Below are 16,718 nucleotides of genomic sequence, written 5' to 3' on the forward strand. Positions count from 1 at the left end.
CCGTCCGGGTGGTCCTCGGCCCGCGCCTGCTCCGGGCGGATGGTCCCAAGGTCCCGGTCCCCTTCCTCACCCCCGTCTCATGACCTACCACTGTGCGTACACACACAGACACGGAAGGTGTGGTCAACGTGCGAGGAGCTTCATCCCGTCGCCACCGGGCGGCCGGAGCAGTGCTGGCAGCGGTCGCTGCGGCGGCCGGGGGCGCGACGGCCGCGCCCGCCCACGCCAGTACGCCCGTCAGCGCCCCGTCGGGCACCGAGGACGTCATCGTCAGCGGTCAGCCGGGCGCCCTGTCCCAGGTGGAGGCGGCGGTGCGGGCCGCGCACGGCACGGTCCGCTCCACCCTCCCCGTCATCGCCGGCGTCAGCGCCCGCGTCCCCGCCGCGGCGGTCGCGCAGCTGCGCCAGGCGCCCGGGGTGCGCGCCGTCACGGAGGACGCCCACGGCCACCTCATGGCCGTGGATCCGACCCTGGGCTACGACGTCCAGAAGGACCCGGGCTCGCTCTTCCTCGCGGCGCAGGTCGTCCACGCCAACACGGTCTGGGGCAAGGGCGTCACCGGCAAGGGCGTCGACGTCGCGCTCATCGACTCCGGCGTCGCGCCGGTCCAGGGCCTCACGAGCGGCAACGTCGTCGTGGGCCCCGACCTCTCGTTCGAGTCGCAGTCGCCGGCCCTCGTCGGCAAGGACACCTTCGGGCACGGCACCCACATGGGCTCGATCATCGTCGGCCGCGACGCGGCCGCGACGGGCTCGGTCTACGCCAAGGCGGACAGCCACCAGTTCGTCGGCATCGCGCCCGACGCGCGGCTCGTCAGCATCAAGGTCGCCGCGAGCGATGGCGCCGCGGACGTCTCGCAGGTCATCGCGGCGATCGGCTGGGTCGCTCAGCACGCGCACACCGACGGCTTCAACATCAAGGTGCTCAACCTGTCCTACGGCACCAACAGCGCGCAGGACCCGTCGGTGGACCCGCTCGACTACGCCGTCGAGCAGGCCTGGAAGGCGGGCGTCACCGTCGTCGTCTCCGGCGGCAACGACGGCACGACCCACCCGGCGCTCGCCGACCCCGCCAACGACCCGATGGTCGTCGCCGTCGGCGCGGACGACCCCAACGGCGACCCGGCGGTCGGCAACGACACCATCCCGGACTTCTCCCAGCACGGCACGGCGCTGCGCTCGGTCGACGTGGTCGCCCCCGGGGTGCACGTGCTCGGCCTGCGCCTGCCCAACGGCTCCATCGACCAGGACAACCCCGGCGCCCGCGTCGGCAGCCGCTTCTTCCGCGGCTCGGGCACCTCGCAGGCGGCGGCCGTCGTCTCCGGCATCGCGGCGCTGTACGCGTCGAAGTACCCGACCGCGACGCCGGACCAGATCAAGGACGCGCTGAAGAAGAACGCGGACTCGCCGACCTACACGAAGAAGCTCTTCACGGGCCTCGGCGTCCCCAACGCCGACAAGATGCTCGGCTACAAGCCCAACCCGCTGGCCGTCCAGGCCGGCGTGGCCAGCGGCCTCGGCAGCCTCGACGCGGCCCGCGGCGGCTCGTACGTCACCGACGGCGTCAGCACGCTGACCGGCGAGGTCGACATCTTCGGCCGGCCGTGGAACCCCGGCGCCTGGGCGCTCGCCACCGGCACCGGCACCGCCTGGTCGGGCGGCTCCTGGCTCGGCACGACGTTCACCGGAGGTGCCCTGGGCGCCGACGGGAACTGGACCCAGGCCGCGTGGACCGCGACCGACTGGAACTCGCGCAGCTGGCGCGACAGCGGGTGGGACAGCCGCAGCTGGCGCGACAGCGGGTGGGACAGCAGGAGCTGGCGCGACAGCGACTGGACGAGCCTGAGCTGGCGCTCCGCCGGCTGGGACAGCGTCAGCTGGCGCACGGGCGGGTGGTCCGACGCGAGCTGGGCCGACGCCAGCTGGTCCTGATGCAGCTGGTCCGGTAGCACCGAGCCGTCCCCCTCCCCGCACCCGGGGAGGGGGACGGCTCGTCCCTGTCGGAGGGGTCCGGCTCAGACCGGGCGCCGCCCTGCCGACAGGGGTGACGACGAGAGGGGGGGACCGTGGTCGCGACAGCCGAGCGGGGGCGGCGCCCCCGCCTGCCCTCGCGCGAGACGCAGCTCGTGCTGCTCCTCACCGTCCTGCTGGTCGCCGGCGCCGTCGCGGCGTTCCGGCTGGACCCCGCGCTGACGCCGCCGTCGCCGCACCTGCCGGTCCACCTGGAGTGGTGGTCGGTCGCCCCGCTCTTCCTCGTGACCGAGCTGACCCTGCTCCACATCCAGGTACGGCGCGAGGCCCTCGCCGTCTCCATGGGCGAGCTGCCGATGGTGCTCGCGCTGTTCTTCGCCACCCCGGGCGACCTGCTGGTCGGCCGCTGCGTGGGCTGCCTGGCCGGGTACCTCATCCAGCGCCGGCCCCCGCTGAAGTGCACCTTCAACCTCGCCATGGTCGCCTCCGAGGCGGCGCTCGCCGAGGTGGTCTTCGTCGCGCTGGGCGGGACGCCGGGGGCCAAGGGGTTCACGGCCTCCCTCGCGACGTACGCCGCCGTCCTCGGCGCCAACGCCGTCAGCGCGCTGTCCCTCGGGCTCGTCATCGCGGTCTACGAGGGCGGCCTTCGTGTCCGCGCGCTCGTGCTCGACGCGGTGACCGGGCAGCCCGCCGCACCAGTCGTCATCACCCTCGCCCTCGTCGCGGTGGCGACGCTGCAGGCCGGCCTGCAGAACGTGTGGCTGCTCGTGGTCGCGGGCGCGCTGGTCGTCGTCGCGTACCGGGCGTACGCCGCGCTGTTCGACCGCCACCTCAGCCTCGAGCGGCTCTACCGCTTCAGCCAGCTGGTCACGAGCTCGCCGGAGATCGACGAGGTCCTCGTCAGCGTGCTCAGCGAGGCCAAGGACCTGCTCCACTGCGAGCACGTCGAGATCACCGTGACCGACGTCGGCGGCGACGGCCGTACGGCCCGGATCACGCTCACCCCGAACGGCCGGCTGCGCCGCACCGAGCAGGACGACGAGGCCGCCCGCTGGGTGCTGCGCCGCGTGCTCGAGGAGGGCGACGCGCTGCTGCTGCCGCGCGGCACCCGCGAGACCGAGGAGCTCGCGTGGCTCCAGCGCCACGACCTCCGCGAGGCGGTCGCGGTGCCGCTGCGCGGGAGCGCCGGCACCGTTGGCGTGCTCGTCGTCGCGGACCGGCTCGGCGACGTCCGAACCTTCGACGAGCAGGACGTCCTGCTGCTCGAGACGGTCGCCAACCACGCGAGCGTCGCCCTGCAGAACGGCACGCTGGTCAACCAGCTGCGCCACGAGGCCAACCACGACGCCCTCACCGGGCTGCCGAACCGCGCGCAGTTCCAGCGACGGCTCGGCGCGGTGCTCGACGCCCTGCCCGACGATCCGGCGGGCGTCTCGCTGTCGGTCATGCTGCTCGACCTCGACGGCTTCAAGGACGTCAACGACACCCTCGGCCACCAGCAGGGCGACCGGCTCCTCGTCGAGGTCGGCCGGCGGCTGCTCACCGCCGCCGGGCCCGACGCGCTCGTCGCGCGCCTCGGCGGAGACGAGTTCGCCGTGCTGCTCGAGCCGTGCCCCTCGGAGGACCGTGCCGTCGGCGTCGCCGGCCGGCTGCTGTCCGCCCTGGAGCAGCCCATCGCGCTGGACGAGATGCAGGTCCAAGTCGGAGGGTCGATCGGCGTCTCCCTCGGCCCGCTGCACGGCAACGACCCCAGCGCGCTGCTCAAGCGCGCCGACCTCGCGATGTACGACGCGAAGGCCTCCGTCCGCGGCCTCAGCGTCTTCTCCGCCGACATGGACCGCGGGTCCTCCCGGCGGCTCACGCTCGTCGGCGAGCTCCGCGCCGCCCTCACCGCGGGCGATGTCTTCATGCACGTGCAGCCGAAGGGCCACCTGCGCACGGGTGACGTCGACACCGTTGAGGTGCTCGTCCGCTGGAAGCACCCCGAGCTCGGCATGGTGCCGCCCGACGAGTTCATCCCGGTCGCCGAGCGCAGCGGCCTCATCGGCCTGCTCACCGCCCAGGTGCTCGACGCCTCGCTGAAGGCCTGCGCGTCCTGGCTGGCCGAGGGCGTCGAGGTCGGCGTCGCGGTCAACCTCTCGACCCGCAGCCTGCTCGACGTCGAACTGGTCGACGACGTGGCCCGGCGGCTCAAGCGCCACGGCGTACCGGCCCGGCTGCTGACCCTGGAGATCACCGAGGGCGGCGTCATGTCCGACCCCGAGCGCGCGATCGGCCTGCTGCGCCAGCTGCGCGAGCTCGGCGTGCGGCTCTCGGTCGACGACTTCGGCACGGGCTACTCGTCGCTGTCCTACCTCAAGCAGCTGCCGGTGCACGAGGTGAAGGTCGACAAGTCGTTCGTCACCAACGTGCTCACGAGCGACGACGACGCCGCGATCGTGCGGTCGGTCATCGACCTCGGCGGGAACCTCGGCCTCGAGATCGTCGCCGAGGGCATAGAGGACCAGGCGACGTGGGACTACCTCGCCTCGCTCGGGTGCACGTACGGGCAGGGCTGGCACCTCGGCCGCCCGATGCTGCCGCAGGACTTCCTGCCGTGGCTGCGTGCGCGGGAGGGCGCGGGGCTGCTGCCCAGCGGCTGACCGTGGGCTGACGGTCGGCTGACCCCACCCCGTGATCATGCACGTCCTGGGCGCGCAGGATCACGCCCAGAGGAGGCGCTCGGCCGCGTCCCAGTCCGCACTGCTGCCGGCCGGTTCGTAGCGCCGGGTCGCCTGCGTCTCCAGCAGCAGCCGGCGCAGCGCGGGCAGGTCCCCGCCGACGGCGCCGAGCGCACGTGCCTGCACCAGGACGTTGCCGAGTGCCGCTGCCTCGACCGGTCCCGCGACGACCGGCATCCCGCACGCATCCGCAGCGGCCTGGCACAGCAGGGAGTTCTGCGAGCCGCCCCCCACGATGTGCAGCACGTCGACCTCGCGGTCGGCGAGCGCCTGCACCGTACGCAGCACACGGCGGTACGCGAGGGCGAGGCTGTCGATGATGCAGCGCACGTGCTCGGCCGGCGTCCGAGGCGCATCACCCGAGACGGCGAGGGACGCGGCACGGATCCGCGCGGGCATGTCCCCCGGCGGCAGGAACTCCGGCGCATCCGGGTCGACGACCCAGCGCAGCCGCGGGAGCGCCGCCGCCTCGGCCAGCAGGCTCGCCAGGTCAGGGGCGTGGCCCTCGTTCGTCCAGGTGCGCAGGCACTCCTGCAGCAGCCACAGGCCCATGACGTTGCGCAGGTAGCGCACGGTCCCGTCGACGCCGAGCTCGTTGGTGACGTTGGCCTCACGGCTGGCTGTCGTCAACACGGGTGCCTCGAGCTCGAGCCCCACCAGCGACCACGTGCCGCACGAGACGTACGCCGTCCGCCCGTCCGCCATCGGCACACCGACGACGGCCGAGGCCGTGTCGTGGGAGGCGACTGCGATGACCGGGACACCCGCCGGAGCGCCGGTCCCAGCGACCGCGTCCGGCATGACCGCGCCGAGCACGGCGCCGGGCTCGACGAGGTCGGGCAGCAGCGAGCGGCGGATGCCCAGCTGGGCGACGAGCTCGTCGTCCCAGGCCCTGCGCGTGACGTCGAGCAGCTGCGTCGTCGACGCGTTGGTCACCTCGGCGACATGCGCGCCGGACAGCCACGAAGCGAGCAGGTCCGGGATGAGCAGCAGCTGGTCGGCCGCGGCGAGGGCGGCGCTGCCCTGCGCCGCGACGAGCTGGTAGGCCGTGTTGAACGGCAGGAACTGGATCCCGGTCGTCGCGTAGACGCGCTCGGCCCCGACGTCGGCGAGCACCTTCTCGAGCACCCCGTCGGTGCGGGAGTCGCGGTAGTGCACGGGGTTCCCGAGCAGCGCGCCGTCTGCGTCGAGCAGCCCGTAGTCCACGGCCCAGGAGTCGATGCCGACGCCGTCGAGCCGACCGGCCGTCCCGGCGGCGCGGCGGAGTCCCTCCAGCATCCCGCGGTGGATCGCGAGGATGTCCCAGTGCAGGGTCCCGCCGACGCGTACGGGCTCGTTGGCGAAGCGGTGCGCCTCATGGAGCTCCAACCGGTCCGCGCCGACGGTGCCGGCCATCACCCGGCCGCTGGAGGCACCGAGGTCGACGGCAGCGACCGTCACGTCCTGTGGCACAGCAGGTCCTCGCTCTTCACGCGTCAGGGGAGCCGCCGCACGCGCCACCCGTTCCCAGGCCGGTGGCGCGCTGCGGCGGCGGCTAGCGGAGGAACGCGGCAGCGACGCCCGCGTCGACGGGGATGTGCAGACCCGTGGTGTGGGTCAGCTCCCCGCCGGTGAGCGCGAAGACCGCGTTCGCCACGTGGTCCGGCAGGACCTCGCGCTTGAGCAGGGTGCGCTGCGCGTAGAACGCGCCCAGATCCTCCTCGGGGACACCGTAGACAGCGGCGCGCGAGGCGCCCCAGCCCCCGGCGAAGATGCCCGAGCCGCGGACGACCCCGTCGGGGTTGATCCCGTTGACGCGGATCTGGTGCTCCCCGAGCTCGGCCGCGAGCAGCCGGACCTGGTGCGCCTGGTCGGCCTTGGCCGCGCCGTACGCGACGTTGTTGGGTCCGGCGAACAGGCTGTTCTTGCTGGAGATGTAGACGATGTCGCCGCCCATCCCCTGCTGCACCATGATGCGGGCCGACTCCCGGGCCACGAGGAACGAGCCCTTCGCCATCACGTCGTGCTGCAGGTCCCAGTCGCGCTCGGTGGTCTCCAACAGCGGCTTCGAGATCGAGAGCCCGGCGTTGTTGACGACCAGATCGACTCCGCCGAACGCGAGGACGGTCGCGCGCAGCGCAGCCGCCACCTGCTCGGCGTCGGTGACGTCGGCGACGACGGGCACGGCGACGTCCGGGCCGCCGATCTCCTCGGCGACAGCGGCTGCGTTCTCGGCGTTGAGGTCGGCGATGACGACGCAGGCGCCCTCGGCGGCGAGCCGCTGGGCGACCGCCTTGCCGATGCCCGAGCCGGCGCCCGTGACGAACGCGACCCGGGTGGCGAGCGGCTTCGGCTTGGGCATCCGCTGGAGCTTGGCCTCCTCCAGCGCCCAGTACTCGATGCGGAACTTCTCGCTCTCCTCGATCGGGGAGTAGCTCGACACCGCCTCGGCGCCGCGCATGACGTTGATGGCGTTGACGTAGAACTCGCCGGCCACGCGGGCTGTCTGCTTGTTGGCACCGAAGGAGAACATGCCGACGCCCGGCACGAGCACGATCGCCGGGTCAGCCCCGCGCATCGCGGGCGAGTCGGGGGTCGCGTGCCGCTGGTAGTAGGCCGCGTAGTCCGCGCGGTACGCCGCGTGCAGCTCGTGCAGCCGGCCGATGGCGTCCTCGGGTGAGGTCGTCGGAGGCAGGTCGAGGACCAGCGGGCGCACCTTGGTGCGGAGGAAGTGGTCCGGGCAGCTCGTGCCGAGCGCCGCGAGCCGGGGGTGCTCGGCGCGCCCCAGGAAGTCCAGCACCACGTCGCTGTCGGTGAAGTGCCCCACCTGCGGGCGGTCCGTCGACGCCAGCCCGCGGATGACCGGCGCCAGTGCGGCGGCGCGGAGGCGGCGCTCCTGCTCGGGGAGCGGCGCGTACCCCTCGAGGAGGGGGCCGAAGGGCTCCGCCTTGCCGTGCTCCTCCAGGTACGCCGCCGCCCGCGCGATGATCTCGCGGGAGCGCTGCTCGCACTCCTCGCTCGTGCTGCCCCAGGCGGTGATGCCGTGGCCGCCGAGGATGCAGCCGATCGCCTGTGGGTGCTGGCGCTGGATCGCCGCGATGTCGAGGCCGAGCTGGAAGCCCGGGCGGCGCCACGGCACCCAGACCACGCTGTCCCCGAAGCACTCCTTGGTCAGTGCCTCGCCGTCGGCAGCGGTGGCGAGCGCGATGCCGGCGTCGGGGTGGAGGTGGTCGACGTGCGCCGCCTCGACCAGGCCGTGCATGGCCGTGTCGATGCTCGGGGCCGCACCGCCCTTGCCGAACAGGCAGAAGTCGAAGGCCGCGACCATCTCGTCCTCGCGCTCGACGCCGGGGTAGACGCCGACGAGGGCACGCAGCCGGTCGAGCCGCAGGACGCTGAGCCCCTTCTCGGTCAGCGTGCCGAGGTCACCGCCGGACCCCTTGACCCACAGCAGCTCCATCGGCTCGCCGGTCACCGGGTCGCGCTCGCTGCCCTTGGCGGAGGTGTTGCCGCCGGCGTAGTTCGTGTTGCGCGGGTCGGCGCCGAGCCGGTTCGACCGGCCCAGCAGGTCGTCGACCGTGCTCATGCTCCCCACCCCGCCTGGTGCCCGCCCACGCGCTCGGCGGCGATCCGCTCCTGGTAGCCCGACGCGCGGTACGCCGCGATCGGGTCGCGCTGCAGCCCCTTCTCCTCGCGCAGGTCGCCGAGGATGCCGCGCACGTCGGTGTTGTACGCGTCCATGAGCAGCCCGTTCGCGCCCAGCACGTCACCGGCGAGCTGCGCCTGGCGCAGCGCCTCCCTGTCGACGAGGAGCGCCTTCGCCACGGCCTCCTGGACGTTGAGCACCGAGCGGATCTGGCCCTGGACCTTCGGCTCGATGTTGTGGCACTGGTCGAGCATGAAGTTCACCCTCGACGACGGCAGGTGCGCGTCGGCCTCGACGATCTCGTGCATGATCCGGAACAGCTGGAACGGGTCGGCCGCGCCGACCATGAGGTCGTCGTCGGCGTAGAAGCGCGAGTTGAAGTCGAACGCGCCCAGCCGCCCCTGGCGCAGCAGCTGCGCGACGATGAACTCGATGTTGGTGTTGGGCGCGTGGTGCCCGGTGTCGAGCACGACCGTTGCCCGCTCGCCGAGCGCGAGGCAGTGGAGCAGCGAGGTCCCCCAGTCGGGGATGTCCATCGCGTAGAAGTACGGCTCGAAGAACTTGTACTCCAGCAGCAACCGGTGGTCCTCGTCCATCGCGGCGTAGATCTGCTGCAGCGAGTCGGCGAGCCGCTCCTGCCGGTCACGCAGCGAGTCCTGCCCGGGGTAGTTCAGCCCGTCCGGCAGCCAGAGCTTGAGGTCCTTCGACCCCGTGGCGCGCATGACCTCGATGCACTGCACGTGGTGCGCGACCGCCTTCGCGCGGATCGCCGGGTCCGCGTTGGTCAGCGACCCCAGCATGTACGCGTCGTCCTGGAAGACGTTCGAGTTGATCGCGCCGATCGACACCCCGAGGTCAGCCGCATGGGCAGCGAGCTTGCCGAAGTCGTCCACCAGGTCCCAGGGGATGTGCAGGGACACGCGGGGAGCCGCGCCGGTGTAGGCGTTGACCTGCGCCGCGTCCGCGAGCTTCTCGTACGGGTCCCGCGGGACACCGGGCTGCGCGAAGACCTTGAACCGCGTACCCGAGTTGCCGTAGGCCCACGACGGCACCTCGACCGTGAACTCGGCGAGTCCCTCGCGCACCGCGGCGATCGGGTCCCGTGCTGTCGTCGTCATGTCACTCCCCTGCTCCTGGTCGTGCAGTTGCTGGTCTGCCGGCACGGACCCGCGCCAGCTGCTCCTCGAGGTGGAAGACCTCCTCGAGGGGCTCCTTGCTCGCCGCGCTCTGGGCGACGAAGAACTCCGCCATGGACTCCTCCCAGCGCCGGCTGGCCTCGGTACGGGCCAGGCTGTCCTGCGCCGCAGCGAAGTCCTCGGCCTCCAGGTAGCCGACGAGGAGACCGTCCGCCCTCAGGAAGAGCGAGTAGTCCTGCCAGCCGGTCGCTGCGAGGGCCTCGAGCATGTCGGGCCACACGGCGGCGTGCCGCTCCTTGTACTCCTCCAGCCGGTCTGGCCGGACCTGCAGGGTGAAGCAGACACGCCGCACGTGCGTCTCCCGTGGTTGGCGGTACTAGAACTTGAACTGGTCGATGTTCGAGGCCTGGAACACCGTGGGCGGGCCGAGGATGACGACGCCGTCAGCGCCGATCGTGCGGCTGCCGAGCTTGCCGGCCGAGAACGACTCACCCTGCTTGCCGGTGATGGTGCCGGACGCGAGCGCCGCCCCCGCGTACGCCGCGAGGTAGCCGAGCTGCGCCGGGTCCCAGAGCGCGAACTCCTTGACCGTGCCGTCCTTGACGAACTGGCGCATCTGGTTCGGGGTGCCGAGGCCGGTCAGCTGGACCTTGCCCTTGTACTTGCTGCCCGACAGGTAGCGCGCGGCCGCAGCGATGCCGACCGTGGTGGGCGAGATGATGCCCTTGAGGTCGGGGTAGGACTGCAGCAGTCCCTGGGTCTTCTGGAAGGACGTCTGGTCATCGTCGTTTCCGTAGGCCACGGTGACGAGCTGCATGCCGGAGTTCTCCGGCTTCTTCAGGTCGGCCTTCATGAGGGCGATCCAGGCGTTCTGGTTGGTCGCGTTGGGCGTCGCGGACAGGATCGCGATCTTGCCCTTGCCGCCGATCTCGTCCGACATCATCTTGATCTCGACGTCGGCGAGGCCCTGCGGCGTCGCCTGGTTGATGAAGACGTCGCGGCAGCTGGGCGTGGTGTCGGAGTCGTAGGTCACGATCTTCGCGCCCGCGGACTTGGCCTGCTTGAGCGCGCCGCAGATGGCGTTCGGGTCGTTCGCGGAGGTGGCGATGACGTTCTCGCCCTGCTGGCTGAGGGTGTTGATGTACGACACCTGCGACGAGGCGCTGGCGTCCGAGGGGCCCGTCTCCTTGTAGGTGCCCTTGAGCTCGGCGACCGCGGCCTTGCCGCCGCCGTCGGCGACGGTGAAGTACGGGTTGTTGACCTGCTTGGGCAGGAAGGCGATCTTCAGCCCGGTCTTGTAGTCCGCTGTCGTCCCCCCGGCGGCCGCGCTGCCCGAGGCGTCGCTGCCGGTCGAGGCGGCGGCACTGCTGCCGCCGCTGGACGCGGCGCTGCTGCCGGTGTCCGTGGACGCGGCAGCCGAGCCGGCCGGTGCCGCGGCGGCACTGCCGCCCGACCCGGACGAGGCGCTGGAGCCCGAGTCCGCGCGCGAGCCGCAGGCCGAGAGGCCGGCGACGCTGCACGACAGGGCCACGGCGGTGGTGATGACGCGCAGTCTCCTGCGGGAAGCGAGCATGGGGTCGGACCTCCTTGGTCGGGCCGGCCGCCGCCGTGGCGGCCGGGGTGCACGGGGACGAGCTGGTCAGGCGGGGTTCGCGCTGCTGGCCGGCGTGACCGGGTTGGCCCCCGCCCTCCGCGAGCGCTGGGCCGTCGTGCTCCGCAGCCAGGCGGCGGCGTTGGGCAGCAGGACGGAGACGATGAGCAGCCCTCCTGTGACCACCGTCAGCGCGTCGGCGGAGACGTTGTCGAGCTGCAGGGCGTTGCGCAGCGTCCCGAGGAGCAGGACCCCGGCGACGACGCCGAGCAGCCCACCCCTGCCGCCGAAGATCGAGACGCCGCCGAGCAGGACGCCGGCGACGACCTGGAGCTCGAGGCCGTTGCCGTTGTCGGCGCGGGCGCTGGCGTAGCGGAAGGTCCAGAAGACCCCGGCCACCCCGGAGACGGCGCCGATCACGACGTACAGCCACATCTTCGTCCGGGCGACGTCGATGCCCGCGAAGGTCGCGGCGTCGGTGCTGTTGCCCATGGCGTACAGCGCACGCCCGACCGGCGTCGCGTGGAGCACGAGGGCGAACACCAGCACGAGCGCGAGGAGCGGGAGCACCACCCACGGGATGCGGGTGCCGGGCAGGAAGCCCACGGCCCCGTCCGTCCAGCCGGTCGGGAAGTCGGCGACGGCGCGGTCCCCGAGCACGACGAACGCGAGCCCGCGGTAGAGCGCCAGCGTCCCGATCGTCACGGCGAGGGACGGGAGGCCGAAGCGGGTGACGAAGACCCCGTTGACGGCCCCGAGCAGCGCGCCGAGCAGGACGCAGAGCACCACGATGAGGGTCAGGGGCAGCGTCGTGTCCGCCCACATCTTGCCGGCGGCCGCGCTGACGAGACCGAGCGTGCTGGCGACCGAGAGGTCGATCTCGCCGGTGATGACGACGAGCGTCATCGGCAGGGCGATCAGCGCGATCGGGACCAGGTCGAGCAGCAGGAAGCCCCAGTTCCGCTGGCTGGCGAAGCTGTCCACGCTGCCCGAGGCGACGGCGATGACCACCGCGAGGACGACGACGACGGCGACGTCCCAGGTGAGCAGCGAGCGGCGCAGGGTGCCGGTGCGGTCAGGCGCCATGGGGGCGACCTCCTCGGAGGCTGGAGGCGAGGCGGAGGGCGAGCAGGCGGTCGAGCCCGATCGCGGCGAGGATCAGGGCGCCGTTGATGGCCTGCTGCCAGAAGGGCGTGATCTGCAGGACGGAGAGCGAGCTGCCGATCGTCGTGAGGAGCAGCGCGCCGAGCGCGGCGCCCCACACACTGCCGCTGCCACCGACGATCGCGACCCCGCCGACGACGGCCGCCGCGACGACCTGGAGCTCGATGCCGTTGCCAGCGGACGCGTCGATGGTGCCGAAGCGCGCGGCGTACATGACGCCGGCGAGACCGGCGAGCGCGCCACTGACGGCGAAGGCGGCGAACACCCTGCGCGACACGGGGATGCCGGACAGGCGGGCTGCCGTGGCGTCGGAGCCGATGGCGTAGAGCTCGCGGCCGCTGCGGTAGGACCGCAGCACGATCCCCGCCGCGACGAGGACGACGACCGCGACGATCGCGAGGACGGGTACGCCGAGCAGCGTCCGAGTCCCGAGCCGCAGGAACGACGCGGGCATGTCCGCCGCGTTGATCTGCTGGCCCGAGGCCCAGGAGTAGTCCAGGCCGCGGAAGACGTAGAGCGTGCCGAGGGTGATGACGAGCGCGGGCACCTTGGCCACGGCGATGAGCGCGCCGTTGACGACGCCGCAAGCGAGACCCATCCCGAGCCCGATGACCAACGCCACCAGGAGGTTCGCGTGCGGCCAGGTGACGAAGAACTTGCCGACCGCGAAGGCCACGAGCCCGAGGACGGACCCGACGGAGAGGTCGACGTTCTTCGTGATGACGACGCAGGTCTGCCCGATCGCGAGGATGACGAGGATCGAGGCCCCCAGCAGGAGGTCCTGGATGCTCTGCGTCTCCAGGAAGCGCGAGTTCTTCGCCGTGGTCACGGCGAGCAGCGCGACGAGCGCCACGACGATCCCGAGCTCGCGGGCGACGAACGCCCGGTGCAGCAGCGAGTCCTGCTTCGACACCGTGGCCGGCAGGGCCGGTGGTGCGGACAGCGACATCGGCGAGCTCACGCGGAGACCCCTTTCTGGCCGGTGGCGGCGAGCATCACGCTCTCCTCGTCGGCGCGGTCGCGCTGGATCTCGTCGACGAGCCGGCCCTCGTGCATGACGAGCACCCGGTCGGCCATCCCGAGGACCTCGGGCAGCTCGCTGCTCACCATGACGACGGCCATCCCCTCGCCAGCCAGCTGCGAGAGCAGCCGGTGGACCTCCGCCTTGGTGCCGACGTCGATGCCGCGAGTGGGCTCGTCGACGATGAGCACCTTCGGGTCGGTCGAGAGCCACTTGGCCAGCACGACCTTCTGCTGGTTGCCTCCGGAGAGCGTGGACACCGGAGCGGTGAGTGCGCTCGTCTTGACCTGCAGGCGCTTCGCCCAGTCCGCCGCCGTACGCCGCTCGGCCCCGCCGGTCAGCAGGCCCGCACGCGAGAGCCCCCAGCGCCGGGTGAGCGTCATGTTGCGCTCGACGGAGAGCTCCATCACCAGGCCCTGCTGGCGCCGGTCCTCTGGCACGAGCGCGAGCCCGGCGGCCATCGCCGCACCCGGGTTCGCGCCCGGCAGCGGCTGGCCACCGACGCGTACCTCCCCGTCGTCGTAGCGGTCGACCCCGAACACCGCGCGTACGACCTCGCTGCGCCCGGCGCCCACGAGCCCGGCGAGGGCGACGATCTCGCCCCCGCGCACGTCGAAGGAGACGTCCTCGAAGACGCCCCGGCGGGTGAGGCCGCGCACCTCCAGGACGGTGTCCCGCACCTCGGTGTCCTGCTTGGGGAACAGCGTGGAGACGTCTCGCCCGACCATGCGGCGGACGACCGCCTCGACCGTCAGCTCGCTGGTGGCGTCACTGGAGACCCAGGCACCGTCCCGCATGACCGTGATGCGCTGGCAGAGCGAGAAGACCTCGTCGAAGCGGTGAGAGATGAACAGGACCGCCGCGCCGGAGTCGCGCAGCGAGCGGGCGACGGCGAAGAGCCGCTCCACCTCGACGCCCGACAGGGCGGCCGTCGGCTCGTCCATGACGAGGACACGGGCGTCGAGCGACATCGCCTTGGCGATCTCCACGAGCTGCTGGTCGGCGATGGACAGGCCACGCGCCGGACGGTCGGGGTCGAGCGGGACGCCGAGCCGGGCGAACAGCGCCCGGGACTCCTCGCGCATGCGCGCCTTGTCGATGCGGCGCAGCCCCGCCAGCGGCTGGCGACCCATGAAGATGTTCTCCGCGACCGAGAGGTCCGGGAAGAGCGTCGGCTCCTGGTAGATGACGGCGATGCCGGCATCCCGCGCAGCTGCCGGGCTCGCCAGGCGCACCGGCTGGCCGGCGATGCGGAAGCTGCCGCCGTCGGGCTCGTGCACCCCGGCGAGGATCTTGACCAGGGTCGACTTGCCGGCGCCGTTCTCGCCCACCAGCGCGTGCGCCTCGCCCGGGTAGAGGTCCAGGTCGACGCCGCGCAGCGCGGCCACCGCGCCGTACGACTTCGTCACGCCCTCCAGGGACAGCACGGGGGCGCCGCCGGCAGGGGGAGCAGCCACGTCGCAGTTCCCTTCGTTCGAACGTTTCAGTCGGGTTGCCGATGACAGTAGGAGCGGGCGTGGAGGCGGTCAACAGCCGCTCCTGATTCGTTACCGCTCCGTGACCTGGCTCATGCAGAGACGCCGGCAGGGCTCTGGCGTTGTGGACGTTTCAGGCTAGGGTGGCTTCATCCGGGCGGTACGGTGGCGCCGGGCACCCCAGCGAGCGGGCAGGAGAGCATGGCAGCGGCGAGCATCAAGGACGTGGCCTCGCTCGCGGGCGTCTCGGTCGGGACCGTGAGCAACGTGCTCAACCGCCCCGAGGTCGTCAGCGACGTGACGCGCGAGCGCGTCGAGCAGGCCATCGCCAAGCTCGGCTTCGTCCGCAACGAGTCGGCCCGCGCCCTGCGTGCCGGGCGCAGCCGGACGGTCGGGATGCTCGTCCTCGACGTCGCGAACCCCTTCTTCACCGACGTCGCGCGCGGCGTCGAGGAGGTCGTCACCGCGCACCACTCGGTGCTCGCGCTCTACAACACCGCCGAGGACCCGCGGCGCGAGACCACGCACCTCAAGCACCTGCAGGAGCAGCGGGTGCAGGGCGTCCTGCTCACGCCGGTCGACCTCGGCAACGCCGCCATCCGCAGCCTGGTCGAGGCCGGTACGCCGGTGGTCCTCGTCGACCGCAGCTGGCCGCGCGCCGACCACTGCTCGGTCGCGGTCGACGACGTGCACGGCGGGGGGCTCGCCGCCTCGCACCTGCTGGAGCAAGGGCGCGAGCGCCTCGCCTTCCTCGGCGGCCCGCTGTCCACCCAGCAGGTGGCCGACCGCTACCGCGGCGCCGTCGCCGCCCTCGACGGCTCCCCTGACGCCGTGCTGCGCCTCGTGGAGACGCCCGCGCTCACCGTCGCGGCCGGTCGCGACGCAGGAGCCGCCCTGGCGGCGCTGCCCGCTGAGCGCCGGCCCACGGGCATCATCTGCGCCAACGACCTGCTCGCCCTCGGTGTGCTGCAGGCCATGACGCGGGCGGGCCTCCGGGTCCCCGACGACATCGCGCTCGTCGGCTACGACGACATCGACTACGCGGCCGCCGCAGCGGTCCCGCTGAGCTCCGTGCGCCAGCCGCGCGAGCTGCTCGGCGAGACGGCCGCCCGGCTGCTCTTCGAGGAGATCGGTGCGGCCGACGGCCCGCACCAGCACCAGCAGGTGGTCTTCGAGCCCGAGCTGGTCGTGCGGGACTCGAGCCGGACGGGAGCGGACGCGTGAGGATCGGGCTCGAGGCCACGTGCCTCGTCGACGGGATGTTCCCGCAGGTGGGCAGGGCCACCGTGCGGCTGCTCGAGCGCCTGGGCCACGAGGTCGTCTTCCCCCTCGAGCAGTCGTGCTGCGGGCAGATGCACATCAACACGGGCTACGGCCGCTTCGCGCTCCCGCTCGTGCGTCGCTACGCCGACGCCTTCGCCGACGTGGACGCGGTCGTCGTGCCCTCCGGGTCCTGCGCCGGCAGCGTGCGCCACCAGCACGCGGCGCTCGCCCGCGCCGCCGGTGACGAGGGGCTCGCCCGGGCGGCGAAGGAGGTGGCGGCCCGGACGTACGAGCTCTCGGAGCTGCTCGTCGACGTGCTCGGGCTGGCCGACGTCGGCGCCTACTACCCGCACCGGGTGACCTACCACCCCACGTGCCACTCGTTGCGCGTGCTGCGCGTGGGCGAGAAGCCCCTGCGGCTGCTGAGGAACGTCGAGGCGCTCGACCTGGTCGAGCTGCCCGAGGCCGAGTCGTGCTGCGGGTTCGGCGGGACGTTCGCGCTGAAGAACCCCGACGTGTCAGCGGCGATGCTCGCCGACAAGATGCGGCACGTGCTCTCGACGCGTGCCGACGTCTGCACTGCCGGCGACTCCTCGTGCCTCATGCACATCGGCGGCGGGCTCGGCCGCCTGTCGACCGGGGTGCGTACGGTCCACCTCGCCGAGATCCTGGCCTCCACCAAGGACGACGCGGAGTCGGGCGCGACGCACGCGACCGGGACTGCTCAGGGAGTCGCCTCGTGAGCACCTACCT

The 16,718-nt window shown here is 72.5% G+C and carries 12 protein-coding genes; 4 read left to right on the top strand and 8 right to left on the bottom strand.

Annotated elements, in window-relative coordinates:
* Positions 1-170 precede the first annotated feature (170 nt).
* Together EV189_RS01425 and EV189_RS01430 are read left to right on the top strand one after the other, a co-directional pair.
* Complete coding sequence (locus EV189_RS01425; RefSeq protein WP_130491167.1) at positions 171-1,931, top strand: S8 family serine peptidase; 1,761 nt, start codon at positions 171-173, stop codon at positions 1,929-1,931.
* A gap of 134 nt (positions 1,932-2,065) precedes the next feature.
* Complete coding sequence (locus EV189_RS01430) at positions 2,066-4,612, top strand: putative bifunctional diguanylate cyclase/phosphodiesterase (protein ID WP_130491168.1); 2,547 nt, start codon at positions 2,066-2,068, stop codon at positions 4,610-4,612.
* Positions 4,613-4,672: 60 nt separating this feature from the next.
* Here the strand turns inward: EV189_RS01430 and EV189_RS01435 are convergent, their stop codons facing one another.
* The 8 genes from EV189_RS01435 to EV189_RS01470 form a co-directional block, all read right to left on the bottom strand.
* Positions 4,673-6,142, bottom strand: coding sequence for a rhamnulokinase (locus tag EV189_RS01435; RefSeq protein WP_130491169.1), 1,470 nt, complete (start codon positions 6,140-6,142; stop codon positions 4,673-4,675).
* A gap of 82 nt (positions 6,143-6,224) precedes the next feature.
* Positions 6,225-8,255, bottom strand: a complete 2,031-nt coding sequence (locus tag EV189_RS01440) for a bifunctional aldolase/short-chain dehydrogenase (protein ID WP_130491170.1) — start codon at positions 8,253-8,255, stop codon at positions 6,225-6,227.
* A complete protein-coding gene (rhaI, locus tag EV189_RS01445) occupies positions 8,252-9,433 on the bottom strand; it encodes an L-rhamnose isomerase (RefSeq protein WP_130491171.1) in 1,182 nt (393 codons plus the stop codon). The genes EV189_RS01440 and rhaI overlap by 4 nt, the downstream gene beginning before the upstream one ends.
* 1 nt (position 9,434) lies before the next feature.
* On the bottom strand, positions 9,435-9,803 hold the full coding sequence (locus EV189_RS01450; protein WP_130491172.1) for an L-rhamnose mutarotase: 369 nt from the start codon (positions 9,801-9,803) through the stop codon (positions 9,435-9,437).
* Positions 9,804-9,827: 24 nt separating this feature from the next.
* Positions 9,828-11,024: a rhamnose ABC transporter substrate-binding protein gene (gene rhaS, locus EV189_RS01455; protein WP_130491173.1), complete on the bottom strand. Its 1,197-nt coding sequence runs from the start codon at positions 11,022-11,024 to the stop codon at positions 9,828-9,830.
* A 66-nt stretch (positions 11,025-11,090) separates the two neighbouring features.
* Positions 11,091-12,128 carry an ABC transporter permease gene (locus tag EV189_RS01460; protein ID WP_130491174.1) on the bottom strand — a complete coding sequence of 346 codons (1,038 nt, stop codon included), beginning with the start codon at positions 12,126-12,128 and terminating at the stop codon, positions 11,091-11,093.
* Positions 12,118-13,167, bottom strand: a complete 1,050-nt coding sequence (locus tag EV189_RS01465) for an ABC transporter permease (RefSeq protein WP_231115962.1) — start codon at positions 13,165-13,167, stop codon at positions 12,118-12,120. Before EV189_RS01465 ends, EV189_RS01460 begins: the two co-directional genes overlap by 11 nt.
* Positions 13,164-14,684: a sugar ABC transporter ATP-binding protein gene (locus tag EV189_RS01470; RefSeq protein ID WP_231115963.1), complete on the bottom strand. Its 1,521-nt coding sequence runs from the start codon at positions 14,682-14,684 to the stop codon at positions 13,164-13,166. Before EV189_RS01470 ends, EV189_RS01465 begins: the two co-directional genes overlap by 4 nt.
* A 219-nt stretch (positions 14,685-14,903) precedes the next feature.
* Between EV189_RS01470 and EV189_RS01475 the strand changes: the two genes are divergently transcribed.
* Positions 14,904-15,926, top strand: coding sequence for a LacI family DNA-binding transcriptional regulator (locus EV189_RS01475; RefSeq protein ID WP_130491175.1), 1,023 nt, complete (start codon positions 14,904-14,906; stop codon positions 15,924-15,926).
* Positions 15,923-16,708, top strand: coding sequence for a (Fe-S)-binding protein (locus EV189_RS01480; protein ID WP_130491176.1), 786 nt, complete (start codon positions 15,923-15,925; stop codon positions 16,706-16,708). Before EV189_RS01475 ends, EV189_RS01480 begins: the two co-directional genes overlap by 4 nt.
* Positions 16,709-16,718 lie beyond the last annotated feature (10 nt).

Source organism: Motilibacter rhizosphaerae (assembly GCF_004216915.1).
Lineage (GTDB): Bacteria > Actinomycetota > Actinomycetes > Motilibacterales > Motilibacteraceae > Motilibacter > Motilibacter rhizosphaerae.